We start from the raw sequence: 21363 nt of genomic DNA on the forward strand, positions 1-21363 counted from the left end.
GGCCCTGGCACGCTTCAGGAGAAACACGGCTCCGCGTGACAGGATGACACGCAACTCGTAAGACAGGAGTTATGGATTGGCGGAGGACCCACTATTCGGGCAGATTGCCCAAAAGGTCGTGCGGATCTACAAGAAGTGGCACCACCTGCGTGGCACGCAGATCGTTTTCTTGGATGGGGGCGTGACTGCCGGTTACGGCGCCCTGAAGGATCTTCTCGTGCGACGGGGTATCCCCGAACGCCAAGTCATGTTTGCGCGCAAGAACGACTCGGCAAGCCACTTCCAGTTACTCTTCCGGCTCGTAAACGCCGGTAAGGTGCGCGTCGTGATCGCCCAGACGCAGGCGCTGCTCGGGGCGAATATACAGCAACGCCTCGTAGCCCTGCATCACGGCGACGTGCCTCGTTCGGGAAGCCACCTGCAGCGACGTACCGGCTGCATTCTGCGTCCGGGCAACATGCTTTGGGAGAAGGGGCTAATCCCGGGGGTGGGGATTCTCCGCTATACGCAGGGACGCCCGGCCGAAGAGAGGGCTTGGCGGAAGGTTCAAGAAGAGGCTGAGTTCATGGATCGGCTCCTGAGTGGAGAGGAAGGCTCGATCAGAATCCCGTGAGCGTCCGCCTCAACCCTCCCAACACGCCTCCCATGTGCGGTCCAAGGCCGTTGGCCACCCGTCACGCCACGAGACGCGGGAAGGGAGAAGGGCGACCGCTGGCCGCGTGCCGCCTGAGGAGGGTCGTAGTAGTCTGACCGGATACGGACGGCTCCCGCCTGCACTCCTTGGTGACCATGTGGACCAGAAACCCAGCTTGGAGCGTTCGTAGCGCACTAAGGGCTCCGGGGACGCCAGATTCGCCAGCCGGTTCAAACCCAGCCGTTCGCCTCCAGCGCCGCCGAGCCGGGCATCTTGAGATGACCCCGAAGCCGGTGTCTGGACGGTGCTTGGGAGCCGGACGAAAGCCGCGCGCGAGCACCGGGCGCCGCTGAGTGGCCGAGCGCTGGGATTCTCGATGCGTCGCGGGAGCCGGACGACGGGGGGAGTCCATCATGTTCATCAGCCACCGCGATACGAGATGGACGGAACGCGGATGAGCCGACTTCGGAGGAGGTGCTGGGTGACGGCTTGCCGCGCGGGTTCCGGGCAGATTCCGTGACTGGGCACCGGAGAATACGGACGTTCTTTAGCGCTGGATCTTTCGCAGGGGCGTCCCGGAGACTGCCGCGTAGCCACCGATTCGCGGTCCCCCGTCGCTCTCAGTACATTTCTTGGCTCACTTCACACCTCTTGAACCTTGGCCACTACGCCTTCCACCATGCTCGATTACGTTGAAGCCCATGGCATGAAAGCCAAAGCCTCCTCGGCGCAAATCCGTGACGGTTCCGACGATGGAGTCAGGCTGAAGATCCATGCGGACATCGCTCCGAAACTGAATTTCGCGGCGCACCAGTGCGCCTTTCCGGTGCTCCGCAGCCTAGAGATCGAGAATCTTGACCCGGAGGAGCACTTTGAGGATCTCGTCCTGACGCTTGAGTCCGACCCGGCGTTCGTCAGGAAGAAGGTGTGGCCTGTCGCGCGGGTCGATCCACGAGGTCTGATTCGCATCCGGGATCGGGATCTCGAAGTGGATGGCGGATTCCTGCTGCAACGCAACGAGAGGATGAGCGGTGCGTTTACGTTCCGGCTGGAGAAAGATGGCATCCCCTTGGCCCGACTCCGCATGCCGGTCGACCTGCTCGCGTACAACGAGTGGGGTGGGGCGGGGTTCATGCCGGAGCTTCTGGCTGCGTTCTGCATGCCCAACGATCCGGCCGTCGACGCAATCCTCCGGCACGCCAGCGACCTGCTCCGCAAGGCCGGGAAGCCGGATCGGATCGACGGGTACGAGTCGAGGAGCCGCGAGCGCGTCTGGGAGATTGCAAGTGCCATCTACTCGGCGATAGCCAACCTCGGGCTGACCTACGCGGTTCCTCCCGCGAGCTTCGAGCACGACGGCCAGAAAGTCCGTGTACCCAGTGTCATCTTCGACAGGCGCGTGGCGACCTGTCTGGATACGGCGATGCTCTTTGCTGCGGCCTTCGAGCAGGCCGGCCTGAATCCGATCGTGGCGTTGCCGAAGGGGCATGCGCTGGTCGGTGTCTGGCTTCAGCCAGAGAGTCTGTCGACTATCGCGATCGATGACGCTGAGACGCTCAGAAAGCGGCTCGACCTTAAGGAGCTATTGCTCATAGAGACGACTTGCGTGACGTCTCGCCCGCCACTGAGCTTTTCCGGAGCACTCGAGACGGCTGGTCGTACGGTTGGTGCGGACGACGACACCACCTTCTCTGCCGCGGTCGACATCCGGCGGGCGCGGGCTCACCAGATTACCCCGCTTGGGCTGAAGTCGCCCGAAATTGCGCCTGGGAATATAGGCCAAGTCGCAACTGCGGAACTGCCGTTGGAGCAGGCGCCAGCGCTTCCCGACTTCGACGATGCCGACGCTGGCGAGGACAGGCCGCGCACACCCGAGAGCCGTTTGGAGCGATGGCAGCGGAAACTGCTGGATCTCACGCTGCGAAATCCACTGTTGAATCATCGCTCGACCCAAACCAGCCTGAAGATCATCTGCCCGGATCCCGGTCGCCTAGAAGACAGACTCGCCACAGGCGCCCATCTACGGATCATTTCCGTTCCGCAACCCACGTCACAGGCGCAGGACGAGGAGATTCACCGTGAGCGCACCGGCGAGTTGATCACCGAAGAGTATGCACGCGACGAACTCGATCGCGGCCGCGTACTCGTCGATCTCTCGCCGCAGGACCTATCCGTTCGGGCCGTCAAGATCTTTCGGAGGGCAGTGACCGCTTTGCAGGAAGGTGGATCCAATACGCTCTATCTGGCCATCGGCTTCCTGCGTTGGAAGCGCGAGGGGAACGATGACCGAAGATTCCGTGCGCCTCTGATCCTGCTTCCGGTCACATTGCAGCGAAAGTCCGTGCGCAGCGCCATTACGATGGTCGCTCACGACGACGAGCCGCGCTTCAACACAACACTTCTCGAGATGCTCCGCAGGGACTTCGGCGTCGAGATGTCCGGACTCGACGGGGATCTGCCCCAGGACGACAGGGGCATAGATGTCGGGGCCATCTGGAACAAGGTCCGGCGGGCCGTAAAGGAGGTCCCTGGATTCGAGGTCGTCGCGGACGTGGTGCTCGGCCATTTCTCGTTTGCGAAGTATCTGATGTGGAAGGATCTGGTGGACCGGACCGAGGCGTTGCGGGACAACAGCGTCGTCCGCCATCTGATGGACACGCCGAGCGCTCCATACGGGCGGGATGTGAGCTTCGTGGAGCGGCGGTGGCTCGACCGCGACTACAAGCCTTCCGACCTGCTGACCGCCCTGCCTGCGGACTCGTCGCAGATGGCGGCGATAGCTGCGGCCGACAAAGGCAAGGACTTCGTGATCATCGGCCCGCCAGGAACCGGAAAGAGCCAGACGATCTCAAACCTCATCGGACATCTGCTCGGCAAGGGCAAGACCGTACTCTTTGTGTCCGAGAAGACCGCCGCGCTCGAAGTCGTTTACCGGCGATTGGAGAAGATTGGGCTCGGTCGCTTCTGCCTCGAACTCCACTCCAGCAAGGCGCGCAAGACCGACGTGCTAAAGCAGTTGGAGGGGGCCCGGGATGCCGCCGAGATCGAGCCGGAAGACTGGCAGCGGAAGGCCGAAGAACTGCTGTCGTCGCGTGATCGCCTGAACCGCCTCGTTGATCACCTGCACAGGAAGCGAAAGAACGGTCTGACGGCGTTCCATGCGATGGGCGTGAAGATCCGTGACGAGGAGTTCGCCAGCCGGCTTGCACTCTCATGGCCGTGCGCGGACCAACACGATGAAGGCAGTCTGCGGGCTCTGCGCGAGGTTGTGGACAACCTCTCGATTCAAGCCAAGGCGGTGGGAGACATCTCGCAAAGCCCGTTCTATCCCATCGAGACGGCAGAGTGGACGCCGCTTTGGCAAGCGCGGGTTGTCGAGCGATGCGGGACGCTATCGTCCGACGCAAGAGCCGTGGAGGATCTCTGCGCTTCCCTCTGCGCGTCACTCGGAGTCGAGCTGCCGGACCACTCAATGACGCGGCTCGAATCACTGGGCGAGCTAGCGTGCGTGCTGCTTGATTCGTTCGGCAAACCGACGTTCTACGCCCTTGAGCCGGACGGTCCCGATCGGATCGACGCGCTCGAAGAGGCGGAGCAAAGATTGGACGAGTATGGGAGTGCCGAGGCTTCACTCAGCTGCCCGTACGAACCGTTCGCCTGGCGGGAACTTGACGGAGAGGAGATCAGTCGGCGCTGGGAGGAGGCCGACCAGAAGCGGTGGCCCATGAGCACACTCGCGAAACGACGGATTGTGAAGGAGTTGTGCGCGCATGGCGCGCGGGGCATTCCCGATCCGTCCCAAGATGCTCCGCTACTGGCGGATTTGCGTCGAGAGGGTGAGGTGATCGACCGGTTGGACGGGCTACTATCCCGACTCAAGGGCTGGTCCGCGCACGCGACGCCAGCCGCCACGGCCGCTTCGCTTCGAGAGATTGGTCAGCGAGCCCGGGCCGCTGTTGGGAGATTGACCGTCGACCCGCAGCGGCTGGTTGAATTGCGTGGCAGGGTCCGGAATCTGCTCCATGACGGAAACGATCTGCTCGCCCCGGACGGTAGCGTGGGCCGTACGGCGACCGACTATCTGCGCGCGCTTGAGAAGCTGAGGGATTCAGTAACCGCGTTTGAGGAGGTCGCAGGCGCGGCCGTGCGAGAGCGGTTTGCCGATGCGGCCCATGCGCCCGGCCAGATTCGAGAGATCGCCGACTTGATCGATGCTCGTCATCTGGAACTCCGCGACTGGTGCGCGTGGAGGAAACGCCGCGCCGAAGCGATCGACTCCGGCCTCCGGCCGTTGGTCAATGCGGTCGAAGCGGGAGGAGTTCCCCCGGAGGAGATACGGGAGACCTTCGAGGCGGCCTACTGTGCCTGGTGGTCGACGTCCCTCATCGAAGAAGACGCAGTGCTTCGCACCTTCTCGACGCCCGAACATGAAGCCGCGATCGACAAGTTCCGGCAGCTTGACGACGAGTACCGGCAGCTCACAGCCCGGTACATCGCGGCGAAATCGTCCGGGAGGCTGCCGGACCGCGACCAGGCTGGTGGGAATCCGCAATGGGGCGTGTTGCAGCGTGAGATCCGGAAGCAGAGGGGACACAAGCCGGTGCGGAAGTTGCTGCAGGCGGCACCCGACGTGCTGACGGGTTTGACCCCCTGTTTCATGATGTCTCCGCTTTCGGTGGCGCAATACCTGCCCGCCGACCAAGCACTCTTCGATGTCGTCATCTTCGACGAGGCGTCTCAGATCACCGTGTGGGATGCCGTGGGCTCGATCGCCCGGGGAAAGCAGGTGATCGTTGCGGGAGACCCCAAGCAGATGCCGCCCAGCAACTTCTTTGCCCGTGCGGACGACGATCCCGACGGTGACATCGAGACGGAGGGCGATCTCGAAAGCATTCTGGAGGAGATGCTAGCCGCGAGCATCCCCTACAGAACCCTCAGTCTTCACTACAGGTCATGTCACGAGAGCCTGATCACTTTTTCCAATGACCGATACTACGATAATGGATTGGTCACCTTCCCCGCCCCTGTGGTGGGTGATAGTGCCGTTCGCCTCAAGCGAATGAACGCCGACGCATTCTATGCCCGAGGCGGGGCGCGCACCAACCAGGGAGAAGCGCGGGCCATCGTTGGTGAGATCGTCAGCCGTCTGACACATCCCAGCCCACCGGGCCGTGCCAGGTCGATCGGCGTCGTGACATTCAATTCCGAGCAGCAGACATTGATCGAGAACCTCTTGGACGACGCGCGCCGGGAGAATCCCGAAATCGAGTGGGCCTTCTCGGCAGAGGCGGAAGAACCTGTGTTCGTCAAGAATCTCGAGACCGTACAGGGCGACGAACGCGATGTCATTCTCTTTAGCATCACGTACGGCCCCGACCGCGCTGGGCATGTGACGATGAACTTCGGCCCGCTGAACCGGCAAGGAGGCGAACGCCGTCTCAACGTTGCACTGACGCGAGCGCGGCATGAGCTGATCGTATTTTCGACCTTGCAGCCGGACGCGATCGATCTCTCTCGCACTCGGGCGAGGGCGGTCGCCGACCTGCGCGATTTTCTCAGGTACGCAGAGAACGGAAGGCGGGTTCTGGGTGTGGGTCCACAGGGATACCGAGAAGACTTCGACTCGCCGTTCGAGAGGGCGGTTGCCCGCGCACTCGGATCAAGAGGCTGGAAAGTACATCCCCAGGTCGGAGTGTCGGCCTACCGGATCGACCTTGGCGTCGTGCATCCCGATGCTCCCGGTCGCTACCTCGCGGGCATCGAGTGCGATGGTGCCATGTACCACAGCTCGGCTTTTGCGAGAGAGCGAGATAAGATCCGTCAAGCCGTGCTCGAGAAGTTGGGCTGGCACATCGTCCGCATCTGGTCCACGGACTGGTGGACAAACAAGGCTGGGGCGCTCTCTAAGCTCGACGGCGCGCTTCACGAAGTCTTCGAGAATGCGCCGGTGGAGACAAGCAAACAGCGCGTCAACGGGACACCGGATGATGGTATCACACCCGGATCAGGTGAGGGTGATGAGTTGGAAGCAAGAGTAGACCCCGCGACGGATGGCGAAGCGAACCAGCCGGAGGTTGAGACCCACGCACCGTCGGATTCTTCCCCCGGATCCGACGAAGAAGCGCAGGAACGCCCGCCCGAAGCTAAAGGCGGCTTGGCACCTTATGCGGCGTTCGAAGGGCCAGCGGGCCCAGATCCACGCAATGCCTCCGCTGCCCATGTCGCCGACGGGCTGTGCGGAATCATCCGAGTCGAGGAACCCATGTTGGTCAAGCGAGCCTATGACATCTACCTGCGTGGTTGTGGGATTCGCAGGATGGGCCGCAACTTAAAAGGACAGATGAACAGAGCGCTTCAGCACGCGATACGTCGAGGCTTCGTCGTAACAGAGACGAGTGGAGTGTAGGCGGATTGGTTCGTTTGATTGTCCGATCGCCTGATAGTCAATGGATCATTGCGCGTCGCCGTGGACCTCGGAGGTTTGACGAGATACCCCCAAGCGAGCTTCAGTTCGTCGCGCGTCAGGTGCGGTTGGGTCGCGAAGATGAGCTTGAGTTCGGTTCGGACGAGCATCTTCGGGCCGTGTTGAACGCGTTCGACTTGCAACGCCTCACAACGAGGATTGGCGCGACACTGCTCGACGTGCTGGAACGTCGGTACTCGTACGTGGATGAAGCTCTGACCGATTCCGACGGAGCCGTCCACTGAGTCCAAGCCATGCCGCCCACGTACTGCGCGAAGTCGTTGCAGTGACAAGCGTATAGCGCACCCGGTTTTTCTGGACACCCGTTTAGCAGGGATCGACCTTACGGGGTCCGGAGAGAGGGGGTGCGAAGATGTCGGAGAAGCCGGCGGAGGCCGAGGGTCTTCCGAAGCGTTGGAGCGCGCGGCGGCTTTCCGGACAGCGGCGCTGATTGGGTGACATCAGTCGTCGGATGGCTGATCACGATTGGGGCGATCAGCCTTGGCGCCCCGTTCTGGTTTGACCTCCTCGGGAAAGTGGCACACCTGAAGGACTCAGGCCGTCGACGGAGTGATGAACAGCGAGTGGGGACAGTTTGACGATGACCTCAAACGAGTTCATCGCGAAGTGGCAGGCCTCGGAGCTGAAGGAGCGCTCCGCGGCGCAGGAGCACTTCATCGATCTGTGCCGGTTGCTCGGGGAGCCCACGCTGGCGGAGGCCGACCCCAAGGGGGACCACTACTGCTTCGAGCGCGGCGCGCACAAGGACTCCGGCGGGGCGGGGTGGGCGGACGTGTGGAAGCGGCACTGCTTCGCCTGGGAGTGCAAGGGGAAGCACGCCGATCTCCACGCCGCGTTCGACCAGTTGAGGCAGTACGCGCTCGCGCTGGAGAACCCGCCGCTCCTGATCGTCTCGGACATGCGCCGGTTCCGGATCCGGACGAACTGGACGAACTCCGTGAGCAAGACGCTGGAGTTCGGGCTGGACGATCTCGCCGACGCTGCCGTCCGGGACAAGCTCAAGTGGGCCATGTCCGACCCCGAGCGGCTGCGGCCGGGCGAGACCCGGCAGACGCTCACGGAACGCGCCGCGCAGACCTTCGCACAGCTCGCGCAGTCGCTCCGGGACCAAGGCCATGCACCGCAGGACGTGGCGCACTTCGTGAACCGCCTCGTGTTCTGCATGTTCGCCGAGGACGTGGGGCTGCTCCCCGGCGAGATGTTCACCCGCATGCTCGAACACTCGCGCCGCCGGCCCGAGGAGTTCGCGACGCTGGCACGCGACCTGTTCGGGGCGATGTCCGCCGGGGGCCGGGTCGGCTTCGAGACCGTGGAGTGGTTCAACGGCGGCCTGTTCGAGGATAATGCGACCCTCCCCATGGACAAGGCCCAGATCGAGACCACGCTGGAGGCGTCCGAACTCGACTGGTCCAACATCGATCCCTCGATCCTGGGCACGCTGTTCGAGCGAGGCCTCGACCCGGACAAGCGCTCGCAGCTCGGGGCCCACTACACGGATCGGGACAAGATCATGCGGCTCATCGATCCGGTGATCGTCCGACCGTGGCTCGCCGAGTGGAAGACCGCGAAAGCCCGGATCGCCAGCAGCCTCGAGCGCGCGAACGCAGCCAAATCAAGGGCTGCGGCGACCCGGCACCGCAAACAGGCCGAGAACTCGCTGGGCCTGTTCCTTAGATTCCGCCGACACCCGTTTGGGACCGTACCCGGCGCGTGCCGGCGACAACGCCACCACCGGCTGCTCCACCCACGCCGTCGTCGCCTTCGGCATGCGCGCGGCCGGCGTCGCTCCCGAGGCCGCAGTGCCTCCGGCCCAGACCGCACCAACTCCCAGCGCCACCGGTAGTGCGCCGGCCGGTGTATCCCCGGCACCTGGCACGCCTGCGTCACGTTGCCCAGTTGCTCGGCCAGCGCCATCGTCCCCAATCGATACCGGTGCAACACCGCCGAAGGGGATGCGCTGTGTCGCCTTATCTCTGAATCAGGAGAGCCGAACCCCTTAACGTGGACCGTACATAATTCGTGTTTGTCCCCAATGAAGTCCGTCAAAGGAGGTTGCATTGAGCATAGCGTACTTACTCGCGGAACTCCGGAACGCGAGCGACGAGGAACTCGTTCGTCTCCACGACGAACAGGCGCCGCACACCGAGGTTGGAGTGAAATGCGCACTGGACGAACTGTGAGGTGGTCCCAGTTTTTTGGACAGGTCGTTAAGGTGGATTCCAGGACGGAAGAGGAGGCACCGAGATGGCCGGGAAGAGACGACGGTTCACGCCGGAGTTCAAGGCGCGGGTGGCGCTGGAGGCGCTGCGCGAGCACGACAGCGTGCAGGCGATCGCGAGGCGGCACGAGCTTCATCCGAACCAGGTGAGCACATGGAAGCGGCAGTTGCTCGAGGGGCTGCCGGAGGTGTTCGCCGGGGGCGCGGGCCGGAAGCTCGCGAAGGAGCACGAGGCGAAGGTCCGGGACCTGCATGCAAAGATCGGGGAGCTCACGGTCGAGCGGGATTTTTTTCGGCGCGGGCTCAAGCGCTGAGCCGGGCGGAGCGGGTGCGGATGATCGAGCGGGGCGGACCGCTGAGTCTTTCAAGGCAGTGTGCGCTGGTGGGGGTGAGCCGGTCCTCGCGGTACTACCGGCCGAAGGGGGAGAGCGCGGAGAACCTGGCGCTCATGCGGCGCATGGACGAGCTGCACATGGAGTACCCGTTCTACGGGAGCAGGCAGATGATGCGCCATCTCCGCCGCGAGGGCGTCATCGTGGGCCGGCACCGGATCCGGCGGCTCATGCGGCTGATGGGAATGGAGGCGACCTACCGGAGGCCGCGCACGAGCGTGGCGAACTCGGAGCACCGGGTCTTTCCCTACCTGCTGCGCGGCCTCGAGATCTCGCGGGCGGACCACGTGTGGTGCGCGGACATCACCTATGTCCCCGTGACGCAAGGGTTTTTCTACCTTGTGGCGGTGATGGACTGGGCGACCCGGCACGTGCTCGCGTGGCGGCTGTCGAACACGATGGACGCGTCGTTCTGCGTCCAGGCGCTGGACGACGCGCTGGGCTGGCGGGCCCCGGAGATCCTAAACACCGATAGTGAGTATGTAAGGGCCGGTTCCCCTCGGTGGTTTGACTCAAACACTGATTGACGCTGTAGGCTTACAGACTCCGGTCGCCCCTGGGTGGCTTGACCCGCATTCTGACCGACCGAGCTGTCATACCCTGGACTCGTCGGCCACCCAGGGGCAACCGGTTTGAGGCTCCGGCCTCGACCGACATCGTGACCTTATGAGAGCCTGGCCCAAGGCGTCCCTTCACTGTCGTGTCCGACATCGGCCGAGTTCGGTGCCAACCCGTTCACCCATCATGGAACAGGGGGCCGGCATGGCAAGTATGCGAGATGAAAGGGCCGGGGTCATCGGGGGCGTCGATACCCACCAGGACCTGCACACCGCCGCCATCGTGACACTCGAAGGCACGGTGCTCGGCACCGAATCGTTCTCCACGACGCGAGCCGGATACCGGGCGATGCTCGTCTGGTTCCGGTCTCACGGCGAGCTGCTGCGCGTGGGGGTCGAATCCACCGGCAGCTACGGCGCCGGCATCGCCCGGCACTTGGCGCTGTCCGGAGTGCCCGTCCTCGAGGTGACCGGTCCCGACCCGGCCGCGCGGAGAGCCCGGGGGAAGGACGACGCGCTCGATGCGGTCGCGGCGGCCGAGGCGGCTCGCACGGGATGTCGAGTCCAAGTGGCCAAGGACCGCGGCGGCGCGGTGGAATCCCTGCGCGTGCTGCGCACGACCCGAAAGACCGCGGTCAAGTGCCGCCGTGCGGCGCTTCAGCAACTCCACAACACGATCGTCGCCGCGCCGGACGAGGTGCGCGACCGGGTCCGCGACCTCACCCGCATGCGGCGCTTGCGTACCTGTGCGGTCTGGAGGCCGGATGCCGCGGGATACCGGGATCCGGCGGTCGCGACCAGGCTCTCGCTGAAGTCCCTCGCTCGCAGAGTCCTGGACCTCGACGACGAAATCGCCGAACTCGACCGCTTCATCGCTCCGCTCGTCGAGGAACTCGCGCCCGATCTGCTCAAGCTCGAAGGCGTGGGAACCGCCAGTGCGGGCGAGCTGCTGGTCGCCGCGGGCGAGAATCTCGGTCGGCTGCGCTCCGAAGCGAGCTTCGCCATGCTGTGCGGCGCCAGCCCGCTCCCCGCCTCGAGCGGGAAGACGCAACGCCACCGCCTCAATCGCGGCGGGAACCGCCAGGCCAACTCCGCCCTCCACATGATCGTCGTGTGCCGGATGCGCACCGACCAACGAACCCGAACCTACGTCGAGCGGCGCACCCGGGAGGGGCTGTCCAAACGCGAGGTGATGCGCTGCCTGAAGCGCTACGTGGCCCGCGAGATCTACCGCGTCCTCACCGCCCCATCACCTGCTTGACAAACATGAGAGCGTCAGTCGCCTCGATCAAGGCGCAGTACTTGACGCACTGGAACAGCCCTCTCGCGAGGTCGTCCTCGGTCGACCGTGCGGACTTCACTTCGACACCCATCCAGCCCTTCTCGGACTTGAATAGCACGTCAACGCGGTCGGCGGAGCCGAAAACAAACTCCATATCGCCGGGCCCCGCCTCCCGCTGGAGCCCGAACCACTCGGGGTGAAGGGCGACGCGCTTCTTGAGTTCCTCGTGCTCCGGCGATTCGCCTCCTGTACTACGCCTCAAGAGTGACACGGCACTCAGAATCGCCGTGTCAGCTTCCGCAGGCGGAATCCCGAAGTGTTGCAGGACGGTGTCCCAGCGCTGGAACACATAGACTTCTTCCAACATCCTATGGACGATCTCGTGCCGCCGCTTGATGCTTGCGGATCGAAACTGCAGCGCCTCCGCTGACGAAGCGAAGATCCCCTTGCCGGGCAAACCCGTGGACTTGTTGTACACCAAGGCATGGATTGGCGGAATCTCGTCGCGCCATGAGTCCGAGAGCGCTTGCATCGCATCCCGGATCGCCCCCAATACATAGTTCAAGTTGCGTGGGTTGGGCATGTCCAGTTCTTCAGCGAGATCGGTGTACGAGATCGGCTGTTCGGCCCGTACTTGCCTTACCAACAGCGGCAAGGCCTGTCGGGCCCGCTGCTGGTAGAGCTTGCCGCCCTGAAGGCCATATGAGGTTACGTCGGTTGTGCGGTCGATCATCAGAGTCTCCCCCCTATTGCCCGCCGTCTCAAGGTGTGCCCTCGGCTCGATCGGCTAACCTTGCTCCGGTGACTCAGGTGCGAGGTACTCTTCTCGAATTCTCCCCAATTCGCGCGAGTCCTCAGCACGAGCCAGTCGCCAGAACTCCCAGCCGTTCGTGGTTGTTCCCGTGAGGTTCTCGGCTGCAGCAGACAGCGTATCGAACTCCGTTCCGTTCTGGCCGCCAATCCCCCCGCCCGGCAACACGGTTGCTCGGTATTCCATGCCCGATCGTGTCCCCTTCAACGCTTCACCAGGCTCCACGAGCCCGGCCACGATGAGATCAGCGAGGCCAATCCCGTAGAAGGTTTTCCGCTCCTCTCTTGTAGCGGTCTCTGACGATGTCCCGCCACCGAGCCCTAGTCGGTCGGGGCTCCACACGTGTTCGCAGATCTGTCTGTACAAGTCCTGACGTTCCTCGATATCGGACTTCGTGAACCCCTGGGGATACGACTTGAATGGGAGGCCCGTTCGCTTGATGAGTCTGAAAAAGGACGGATTCTTCTTGTACGCCAATTCGTTGAGCGATGCGGCCAATAGGTTTTGGCCGAAGTAATCCGGCAGCTTCTCCTCGTACTCAGCGGCGCCGAAACTTGCGTTGAAGTCTTTCGGCAACAGCAGGAGATCCCCAAACCCGTTACGGTGCGCCGCAAAATCGTACGGGTTATCAAACTCCTTTCTGTGACGTTCATACTTGTCCGCCCAGATATGTTCAACTTCAAAGGGGTGCTTGCGCGACCGATTCACATATGCGCTAAAGCCGATGCCGGTACCGCACTCCTCCTCGATCCATGCGGTCATGCGCGCAAGTAGGTAGCGGATGTGGGAACGATTGCGCTGCGTGAGGCGGAAGGCTCGCACGCCATGAAATGATTCCCCGATATCGGCGACCCGATCAGCCAGCACATCCCGTAATCTGTCGAGATCTCTGTTCCTCACGTCCTTGGCCAGATTGAACATCGTGTAGACGACCGTCGAATACCCGAAGTTGCGGTAGTTGACCATCCTGCGTGCCACAAAGATGTTCAGAAATCTCGCGACCAATTCGGCCTTGAGGTGAAACGTGTGATCCTCGTCTTCTGGAGTCACTGCGGCCATGATCGGCAGGTGCTGCAGGGTGAAGCCCGTGACTGCGTTGTAGTAGACGTGCTCCAAGCCCGCTGTCATCTTGCGACTGGCACGCAGCAGCTGCATGTATCGTTGGCTCATCCGCTCGAAGTCATGATTCACGAAGGTGGCGTAGTCGCCAGCTCTGGTCAGCTCGAGGCTCGCGCGGTTATCCCTCACCCATTTATGAAAGGCCGTACCAATCAGATCGAAGTCTCTCGGTACCGCATCCTTCTTCCGTTCACGGATCGTCTGGGCATACTTCCCGCGGAGCCAATGCTTGATGAATTCCGAGTCGGCGTTCTTGTCGAGATCGGTCAATTCAGTGATCCGACGCCGCCAGAAGGTGTTGGCCGCACGGATTCGCTCGGGTTCGCCGATCCTGGCGAGGAGGAAGCCCTTCAACATGTCCGTGTTGGAAAGCCTGAGACCGCGGTCGTTCATCGTCTCGAAGATCTCGAGCGCCATTTCCTGATCGGTGGTTCCGATCTCGACAAGAACGACACGTTCGAGTAGCCAATCGCAGAAATAGGGGAGAGCGGTTCCCTTGAGGTCGTCAGGATAGAGCGCAACGATGTCTTGGTAACGGTCCCAGATGGTCCGGACAGATTCGGATTCAGGGCTTGGATCGAACGGGGTACCCTTCAGGATCGCGTGCATGACGTTGTTGCGTTCAGGGACATCGATGTTGAAGCTCTTCGATCGGTATTTCTTGGAGAACACGAGGGGAGCGAGGTCCTCGGCGTCCTCCAGGCCCTCGGCGAGGTGATTGAGATGGATCAGGAGCAACGTTAGCGAGGTCAGCCGCTGCTGTCCGTCAACGAGAAATCGGGTGCCCTTGACGGAACTGGTGACGATCGGGCCGAGAAAATAGGGGCGATAGGAGGCGACCTGATGGGGTTCGTCCAGCTCGTCGTAGTCCGCGAGAAAGCTGGTAGCGAGATCGTCAATCAGCTCCGTTACGTTGGCTTCGCTCCAGGTGTACTCGCGTTGGTAGTAGTCGAGCCCGTACTTACGACCGGTAAACAATTCCCGCACCGTACGGGCGGTGCCGTCGATCAGCTTGACGTCAATTAGCTCAGCCATTGGTCGGTGTGCCCCTTTGCCGGGTTCATGCTATCGGGTCGAATGTACAAGTACGGTAGTCACCTGACACCCGGCCTCGCCGAGGTCAGCGCGTCAGGCTGCGGTCTGGGCCTCCTTTCCGGCTGACTTCTTCCGGCTCCTGGGCTTGTGGATCCCTTTCTTGAAGACCTGATACGGCGTTCTCCCCTCCATGCCGCCGCCCCGGTGCGGACGGTTCCGGTTGTAGGTCTCGATGTAGGCGTCCAGATCCTCCTGCATCTCGCTGACCGACTCGTACCAGGTCGTGCGCCCCTTCACCCTGAGGTGCTCGTCCAGCAGGGTGCGGTGGAAGCGCTCGATGGCTCTCCCGGACCGTCTTCTCCAGCCGCCGCAGCCGTTCGTGCCTCGTCTTCAGCCCGTTGCGGAGCCACACCCCTCGGCCTCCTCCCGAACTCACCTGTACGCCCCGAGCATGAGTTCGTCGGCCACCCGCTGCACCCCGTGCGTCGCCAGCCGTGGGCCAGGCTGCTGCAGTCACTCAAGGCCGAAGACGTAGGCGCGGCCCGGGCCCGTTGCGTCCACGTCGAACGTGGCGGCGGCGAGCGCCTTTGCCTGCCGTTGGGGGGAGTCGCTGAAGGAGTGCGACACGGTGCGTGCCGTGCGGACAAAGCCGAATCCGTGGTCGAGATGGCAATGCCAGCGGGTGCCGTCGTCCCATGTGATCTCCAGTTTGCGCTCGTGCGGGGTGCGCTTGGCGTTGCGGAGAACAACGCTGGCCGAGATCGACGCGGTGTGGAACAGGTGCTCGATCGTCTTTTTCGCGTCTTGGGCTAGGGTCCAGTCGTCCTGGACTTGCCGGCCAGGGGAAGCCCGCTCGTTCGGAGGCGTGGTGAGGATTCGAAAGCGGGCGTCATGCAAGCCGTCGCCGGCTGCCCTGGCGAGTTCGGCGAAGACCTCCAAGAGGATGCGAGCCACCAGCGGGGAGCGCACGTAGCGGTCCTGATATACCACCTCCCGGATCGGGAGGCCCCTGCCCAAGCGCTCCGAGAGGGCGGGGGAGGCCGTCCTGATCGCTTGCCAGAATGCCGGGCCGACAGCGTTGATCGGTGCTCGGAGATGGTCGGAAAGAGCGAGGCGGTTGGCTTGGCCGGGCGGGGGGGCGTCCAGCTGCGACGGCTCTACCGGAGCCAACGTGGTGGGGGCGTCGGTGGTGTATCCCTTGACCACGTGAGCGCCTTCTCCAGAGACTCCCCAGTCCGGGCCGGGCACCAGCGCCTCAATGGCTTGGGCGGCGAACGTGACCGCCCGACCCGGGGAGGAGAGTTCCGCGAGGACCGGTCGACCTGGGCGAGGAACGCGGCCGCGGAGGAGGCGCACGCCGAGCGTTCGTCCCCAGAACGCGAGCTGTAGGCGCTCTCCGCGCGGAATCCCGTCCACGTTGCGCGGGAGGACCAGCTCCACGCGGCAGCCTTCTTGGGTCCAGCGCAGGAGGTCGCGCGAGAGCGTCCAGTCGCGCAGCGACCACTGGGAGGCGTCGCCGCCCAAGTGGAGGCGCACCGTGTCGGCGGGTGGAATTCCCCGCTGGAGCGCGAGTTTGATTGGTTCGAACTCGAACCGGGTCTCCGGGCCGAACATCTGCTCCTCGGCAGGGAGGTCGAGCGCCGCGAGGAAGGTGTCGCTCAGGACGTCAAGCGCCCGATGGCGGTCCACGCGGTCCACGGCGTGATGCGTGTCGTATGAGAGGAGGCACGCGTGACAGGCTTTGTCGCAGCGTCGCGCACAATCAAGGGTTCCGCGCGCCCGGCGCAGTAAAGCAGGCAGGTGTTCAGGGGCCTGCGCGACGAAGCCCGCGCCGCCGGTGGCGTGGTCGTAGAGAAGAATGGAGACATTTTTCTCACCGGTCTCCTCTACTCTGGCCTCCTTGATGGCCCAGCCGATCTCGCGGTCCTCCACACCGATCCTTTGGGCGAGAGCTTCGCGCAACGCGATGGCAATGGAGGAGGCGGTCACGGCGTCGATGCCTTCCTTGGCGTCCGTGCCCCCGTCAGTGTCGGTTGCCGGCGCGACGAGGACGGGGCGTAGCTGGAATTCGAAGACGTCGGTTTCGCGGGAGACGCCGAGCCATTCGTTGCGGCGGATCTTGTGGGTGCCGTCGTTCCCCGAGCAGAGGTCGTCCGGGCCGGCGGTCGATCCGCCCCGGAGCGGCTTGTGTCCCTGCATCCGCTTGGGGAGTTCGCCCTCCTTCTCGTGCTCGGCCACGGCGCGACCGCAATGCAGGCAGATCGCGAATCCGTACCCATACTCTCCGGCGGTATGGTGGAACACCCGCCCGGAGGCGCTGTACCGGAATCGACCCAGCGCCGAGACGGCGAGACTCTGCCACGGTTCGCCACCCGTGGAGATCCGAGGGGGCTTTGTCGGAACATAGGAGAAGCGGCTGAGGTCGTTGTTGAGCGAATCGCGAATGTCGACTGCGAAGCCGGCCGGTTCGATGTAACTGTGCGCCTCCAGAGGCGATTCCCGTCCGGCACAATAGCCCGACTCGCACACATCGAGGGGACGGATTCCCGTTCCCACTGCGCCGCAATGCCGGCAGCGCCACGTATGCCGGAGCGCCTGGACCTCCCGCGCCGCCTCGTCCGTCGCGGGGATCTTCCAGTTCAGAGTAAGGCCGGAGGAGGTCAGGACCCGGCCGTCAAGGATCACGCTCGCTCCCGGGCCATATTCGTGTAGCGCGGCGGACAGGTGTCGCGTCGGATATTGGCGCGCGCGGGAGAAGTTGTCCTCCCGGTCGCCGCTGGCATCGGTGCGCCTTCGTCGCCTCCACTTCAAGTCATCCTTGGTGGTGGTGACGAGAGGCACGACCTGGGTCGGGAATCCGTAACCCGGAAGGAAGTTCCGCACGGCAAGCTCCCGCAGCAGATACTCCTCGCGCAGGCGCCGCAGCTGAAGTTCGATTGCGCGCCGGACCACATCCGCGCTCGCGTGTCCGGCGAGGCCATCCAACTCCCGACGCAACGGCTCGGCCTCCGCAGCCCACGCGCTTGCCGCGGCGGCGATGCGATCCTCGACCATCGACAACAACCGGTCCGGTTCGATTCCGGCCAGTTTCGAGCCGCGCAACAGTCGCCTCAACCCCGTCTCAAGCCACGGATCGCTGCGGGCGACATCCCCGAGCCAGCTGCGAAACTGCTCGCATACCGAGGATTTGTCTTCCCGCTGCTCGAAGAACCACCCCGCGGACAATCGGTGAAACTCCTGCCGCTGGAACCGGTTCGCGAAGAAGCGCGTGAGCGTGAGGGCGTTGACGTGGCGGCGCACGATCCGCTCGCTGTGGAGGCCGACTCGGGTTACGTGCAGCGGCGTTTTGAAGGGCCAGAGCGGGTTTCGGAAGACGTGCTCGCCGTGTGCGGACGTGTTGCACAGAGTGAGGCCGATGGCGCGCGACTCCCCACGGCGGCCCGCACGGCCCGCCCGCTGCAAATAGTTGGCCGGGCTCGGAGGCGCGTTGTTCATGGCGACCGCCGACAGTCCTCCGATGTCGACACCCATCTCCATCGTCGTGGAGCAGCTGAGCACGTTCACCCGCCCGCGCCGGAACCGGTCCTCGAGATCTCGGAGGCGCGCCGCGCTCAACTGGGCGGAATGTTCCGCGACCTGAAAATAGTCCACATGCTCGAAGATGCGGCGGCTCCAGCCCCGCCAGACGCCAAGCCGCTCGGCCTCCGCGATGTCCGGGTCGTCGCGTATGGCTTGATCGATCTCGTCCCGGCTGTAGGTGCCGCCCATGGGCTTCCGCCAGAACGGCGTCTTCAGCCGGGGCATTCGCACCGGTCTGGCCGTGAGATCTTTGCGGTGGAGGCCGGATACGACATATGGCGTCAGGCCCATCACGGTGGTGTCGAGGACGCGACGGGTTATCGGACAGAGCCACGCGTCCCTAATTTCGCGGAGCGCCACCCCCTCGCCGAAGTTCAGGCGATGTCCCGGTCCGCTCGTTACCAGGACGGCGCTTATCTGGCGCCACGCGAGCCGCAGACACGCGTCGATTTCGGCCCGCGCCGCGCCGCTCTCCGAGGGGTCAACCTCCAGTATCAGAGCGAGGAGTTGCACGAACCGGGACCGGAGGGTGGGGCCTGCGGCGAGGGGCCACCGGACGGCCCCCTCGAAGCGCTCGGCGTCCGGACCAATTAACACCGTGGGCCTGTGGGGCACGCCAAGCCAGGGGATGAAGGCGCCCTCCACCTCAATGCAGCGGCGACCCCGAACCAGATGGTCGAGCATGAGCTTCAGGAAGTTCCGCCATTCCCCGGCGTCCAGCCCTCGCATTCTCCAGGGACTCGGCGGTTCGGAGCCCGTCGCCGCCAAGCGGGGGTACTCCACCGAAACGAATCCCAGCGTCTCAAGCGACGTCTGGCGCTTCGGACGGCGCGCGAACTCGCGCAGAAGGGCAATCTCGGCAAGCTCGTGCGCCTCCAGGTCGGCGAGCGGGAGGTGCCTCCAGTGGTCCGGCAACCACTTCGATATCTCCGTCTCCCGCGATAGCTTCTCGATGGCGTCCTTCCACGCCCGGCAGCCCAACCGCGGCCCGGTGAGGGTCGCCAACCCGGCCTTCTTCTCGGCGATGATCTTCTGAATCTGGGCGTTTTCCGGCTTCACCTCCTCGAGTGCGGCGATCTCCGACTTCAACTGGGCGATGCGTGCCGGGTCGGGAGCGTGATCCGTGCGCTCGGCGGCGGTCTGGTGGTAGATGGCCCCGCGGGTATAGTTGCGCTCGGAGTCGAGCTGCGCCGTGAGCGCGAACCGGGCCGTGCCCTGACGGCTGTCGGTGAAGGTGAGGAGCCGCCGTCCCGCGTGCGGAAGCGGCTCGGACCCGCGATCCGCCAGCTCCGGCGTGTAGTCGAGCATGATCGGGATCGTATTGCGGAGAATGAGACTCGCGCCCCCGCGCAGGGGCCTGAGCAACCAGTCGGCTCGGCGGCTCGTCCGGCACTCGGGACAGCGGGGATGCCCCGATGTCGCCGGGAGCACTTCTCCGAACTCCAGCGCCGCGTCCGCGTCCGAGCCCACCCAGCGGCCGGTCCTTCGGTCGAGATGGATCGTCGGCACCTTGGGCGTGGCCGGATGGGCCAGATACCGGTCGAGTCCGTCTCCGCGCCCATCGTCCTCGTCGTCGTCCTCCTCCTCGCTGCCGTAGTCGACAAGCTCCGGCACATCATCGGTCTGCTCGACGACGCCCACGTCTCGGGGCACAAGGGTCCGGTCCTCAAGGACCATGCGGCCCGCGAGATACTCCTTCCCGCATTCCGCGCACAGGACCATCGCGAGGACGAGGGAACCGCATTCGTCGCAGCGCGCCCGGCGCCCGAAGAACAACTTGCCGAACGGCCACTCGAACGAAGCGAGCGGCGTCCCGTTCCGTCCCGGACACTTCTGAGAGATGCAGGCCCACACGCCGCCCTGGGTCCGGTGAAAGAGGTGGCACCTGACGCGCAGGAACCACTCGCCATCGACCTTCGCGCTCGTCGCGATGTCGATGAGTTCGAGAGTCTCTCGGCGTTCCGCAGCCGACGGCGCAGCTGCCGGTCCCCCTGGCGCCGCATCAGCTGCCGCCGCGCCTGAGGCGGCATCGAGCCGGATCTTGGTGAGTTGGTTCAGGGTGAGGACGCCATCGGATGCGAGCAACTCGCGCCGGATCCGCCGGGCCACCGCCGCCGCCGCCAGTTTCGCCCCGCGCTCGGACGGCTCCATGCGGCGGAGTGCGTCGATGGACGGAAGCGGTTCGTCGGGGGCTTCGGGCGTGGTCGCGGAGAGATCCGGGAAACCACGTGCGCCGCGGACGACGTGGACCTGGTCGCGGTCGACGCCGCCCAGATCCGCGAGGAAGTCCCGCAGCCGGTCCTCGCTCTCGTCGCTTTCGTCGCCGATCGTCGCGGAAGTGGCGACGAACCGCACCTCCGAGGGCTCGACGTCGAACGCGTACAGCACGCGCCGCAGCAGCAGGGCGATTTCCGCCGAACGGGAGCCTTGGTAGGTGTGCGCCTCGTCGAGGACGATCCAGCGCAGCAGACCCTTCGACTGATCGATAATCGGCTTGTCCTCGAGGCGCACCAGCATGTACTCCAGCATGGTGGCGTTGGTGACAAGGATGGGCGGCGGATCTTCGCGAAGGGTGGTGCGGTCCCCTACGAGCTCCGGGTCGAGCCGTTTCCCCTCCGCCGCCGACAGCTTGTTCGGCGTATCCCCCTTGTACAGGCAGTAGCGGAGGTTGCCGTTGAAGGGGCGCGACCAGGCGCTCAGCCGGTCGCGCTGGCTATTGATCAGCGCGTTGAGCGGATAGAGGAAGAGCGCCCGCACCCCGCGCAGCCGCTCCCGTTCGGCCCTGCGGACGAGGTCGTCCAGGATCGGGACGAGGAACCCCTCCGTCTTACCCGACCCGGTTCCGCTGGTGATGATGACGGATCTCGGGTTCCGGCGCTTCAGGTACTCCCACGCCTCATATTGGTGAGTGAACGGTTGCCGCTTCGCGGGAAGACGTATTCCTTGAGACGTTCGTCGTCCGCCTCCGTGCCCATCGCCGCCACCAGCGCCTCGGTAAGGAAGTCCCGTTCGGCGAGATCGGACATGGTGACGTCCGCCGTCTCCCAATCGAAGATTGCCTCGAACACCGGATCCGCGAGAAAGCTGTCGGGGTGTCCGGCCGGCTTCTGCAGAACCTGCGACAGGAACGTGCGCAGCGAATCGGTCCGGGGTCCGTAGATCCCGAGCAGTGAACTGGCGGACCGCTCTACGAGGTCACGGACCAGGGGTTCGAAGAAACGAGCCGAAGGGGATGCTGGAGGCATACGAGGA

The 21363-nt window shown here is 64.2% G+C and carries 11 protein-coding genes and 1 pseudogene; 7 read left to right on the top strand and 5 right to left on the bottom strand.

Annotation, left to right across the window (positions count from 1 at the left end):
- Window positions 1–76 precede the first annotated feature (76 nt).
- From ACPXY0_RS03595 to ACPXY0_RS03625, 7 genes are all read left to right on the top strand, one after another.
- Window positions 77–613, top strand: coding sequence for a hypothetical protein (locus ACPXY0_RS03595; RefSeq protein ID WP_423928556.1), 537 nt, complete (start codon window positions 77–79; stop codon window positions 611–613).
- Window positions 614–1313: 700 nt separating this feature from the next.
- Entirely contained in the window at window positions 1314–7040 is a 5727-nt protein-coding gene (locus tag ACPXY0_RS03600; protein WP_423928558.1) for a DUF4011 domain-containing protein, read from the top strand.
- Window positions 7041–7698: 658 nt separating this feature from the next.
- Window positions 7699–8961 (top strand): type IIL restriction-modification enzyme MmeI, encoded by a 1263-nt coding sequence (locus tag ACPXY0_RS03605; protein WP_423928560.1) that lies wholly within the window; start codon window positions 7699–7701, stop codon window positions 8959–8961.
- Window positions 8962–9175: 214 nt separating this feature from the next.
- The gene (locus tag ACPXY0_RS03610) at window positions 9176–9298 is read left to right on the top strand and encodes a hypothetical protein (RefSeq protein ID WP_423928562.1); all 123 of its coding nucleotides are present in this window, start codon (window positions 9176–9178) and stop codon (window positions 9296–9298) included.
- 64 nt (window positions 9299–9362) lie between these two features.
- A complete protein-coding gene (locus ACPXY0_RS03615; RefSeq protein WP_423928564.1) occupies window positions 9363–9650 on the top strand; it encodes a transposase in 288 nt (95 codons plus the stop codon).
- A 20-nt stretch (window positions 9651–9670) separates the two neighbouring features.
- The gene (locus ACPXY0_RS03620; RefSeq protein ID WP_423928566.1) at window positions 9671–10255 is read left to right on the top strand and encodes an IS3 family transposase; all 585 of its coding nucleotides are present in this window, start codon (window positions 9671–9673) and stop codon (window positions 10253–10255) included.
- Window positions 10256–10490: 235 nt separating this feature from the next.
- Window positions 10491–11546 carry an IS110 family transposase gene (locus ACPXY0_RS03625; RefSeq protein WP_423928568.1) on the top strand — a complete coding sequence of 352 codons (1056 nt, stop codon included), beginning with the start codon at window positions 10491–10493 and terminating at the stop codon, window positions 11544–11546.
- On the opposite strand, the gene ACPXY0_RS03630 is transcribed toward ACPXY0_RS03625, so the two are convergent.
- From ACPXY0_RS03630 to ACPXY0_RS03650, 5 genes and pseudogenes are all read right to left on the bottom strand, one after another.
- Window positions 11524–12300, bottom strand: a complete 777-nt coding sequence (locus ACPXY0_RS03630) for a hypothetical protein (RefSeq protein ID WP_423928570.1) — start codon at window positions 12298–12300, stop codon at window positions 11524–11526. The genes ACPXY0_RS03625 and ACPXY0_RS03630 overlap by 23 nt on opposite strands.
- A 54-nt stretch (window positions 12301–12354) precedes the next feature.
- Window positions 12355–14532, bottom strand: a complete 2178-nt coding sequence (locus tag ACPXY0_RS03635; RefSeq protein WP_423928572.1) for a GmrSD restriction endonuclease domain-containing protein — start codon at window positions 14530–14532, stop codon at window positions 12355–12357.
- Between the two features lie 93 nt (window positions 14533–14625).
- Window positions 14626–14877 (bottom strand): annotated as a pseudogene (locus tag ACPXY0_RS03640) (integrase core domain-containing protein); the annotation flags it as partial.
- A 168-nt stretch (window positions 14878–15045) separates the two neighbouring features.
- Window positions 15046–21051, bottom strand: coding sequence for a DEAD/DEAH box helicase (locus ACPXY0_RS03645; protein WP_423930555.1), 6006 nt, complete (start codon window positions 21049–21051; stop codon window positions 15046–15048).
- Window positions 20991–21356, bottom strand: a complete 366-nt coding sequence (locus tag ACPXY0_RS03650) for a hypothetical protein (protein WP_423930771.1) — start codon at window positions 21354–21356, stop codon at window positions 20991–20993. The genes ACPXY0_RS03645 and ACPXY0_RS03650 overlap by 61 nt, the downstream gene beginning before the upstream one ends.
- Window positions 21357–21363: the final 7 nt, after the last annotated feature.

It is taken from the genome of Candidatus Palauibacter sp. (assembly GCF_965237495.1).
In the GTDB taxonomy this organism is placed as follows: domain Bacteria; phylum Gemmatimonadota; class Gemmatimonadetes; order Palauibacterales; family Palauibacteraceae; genus Palauibacter.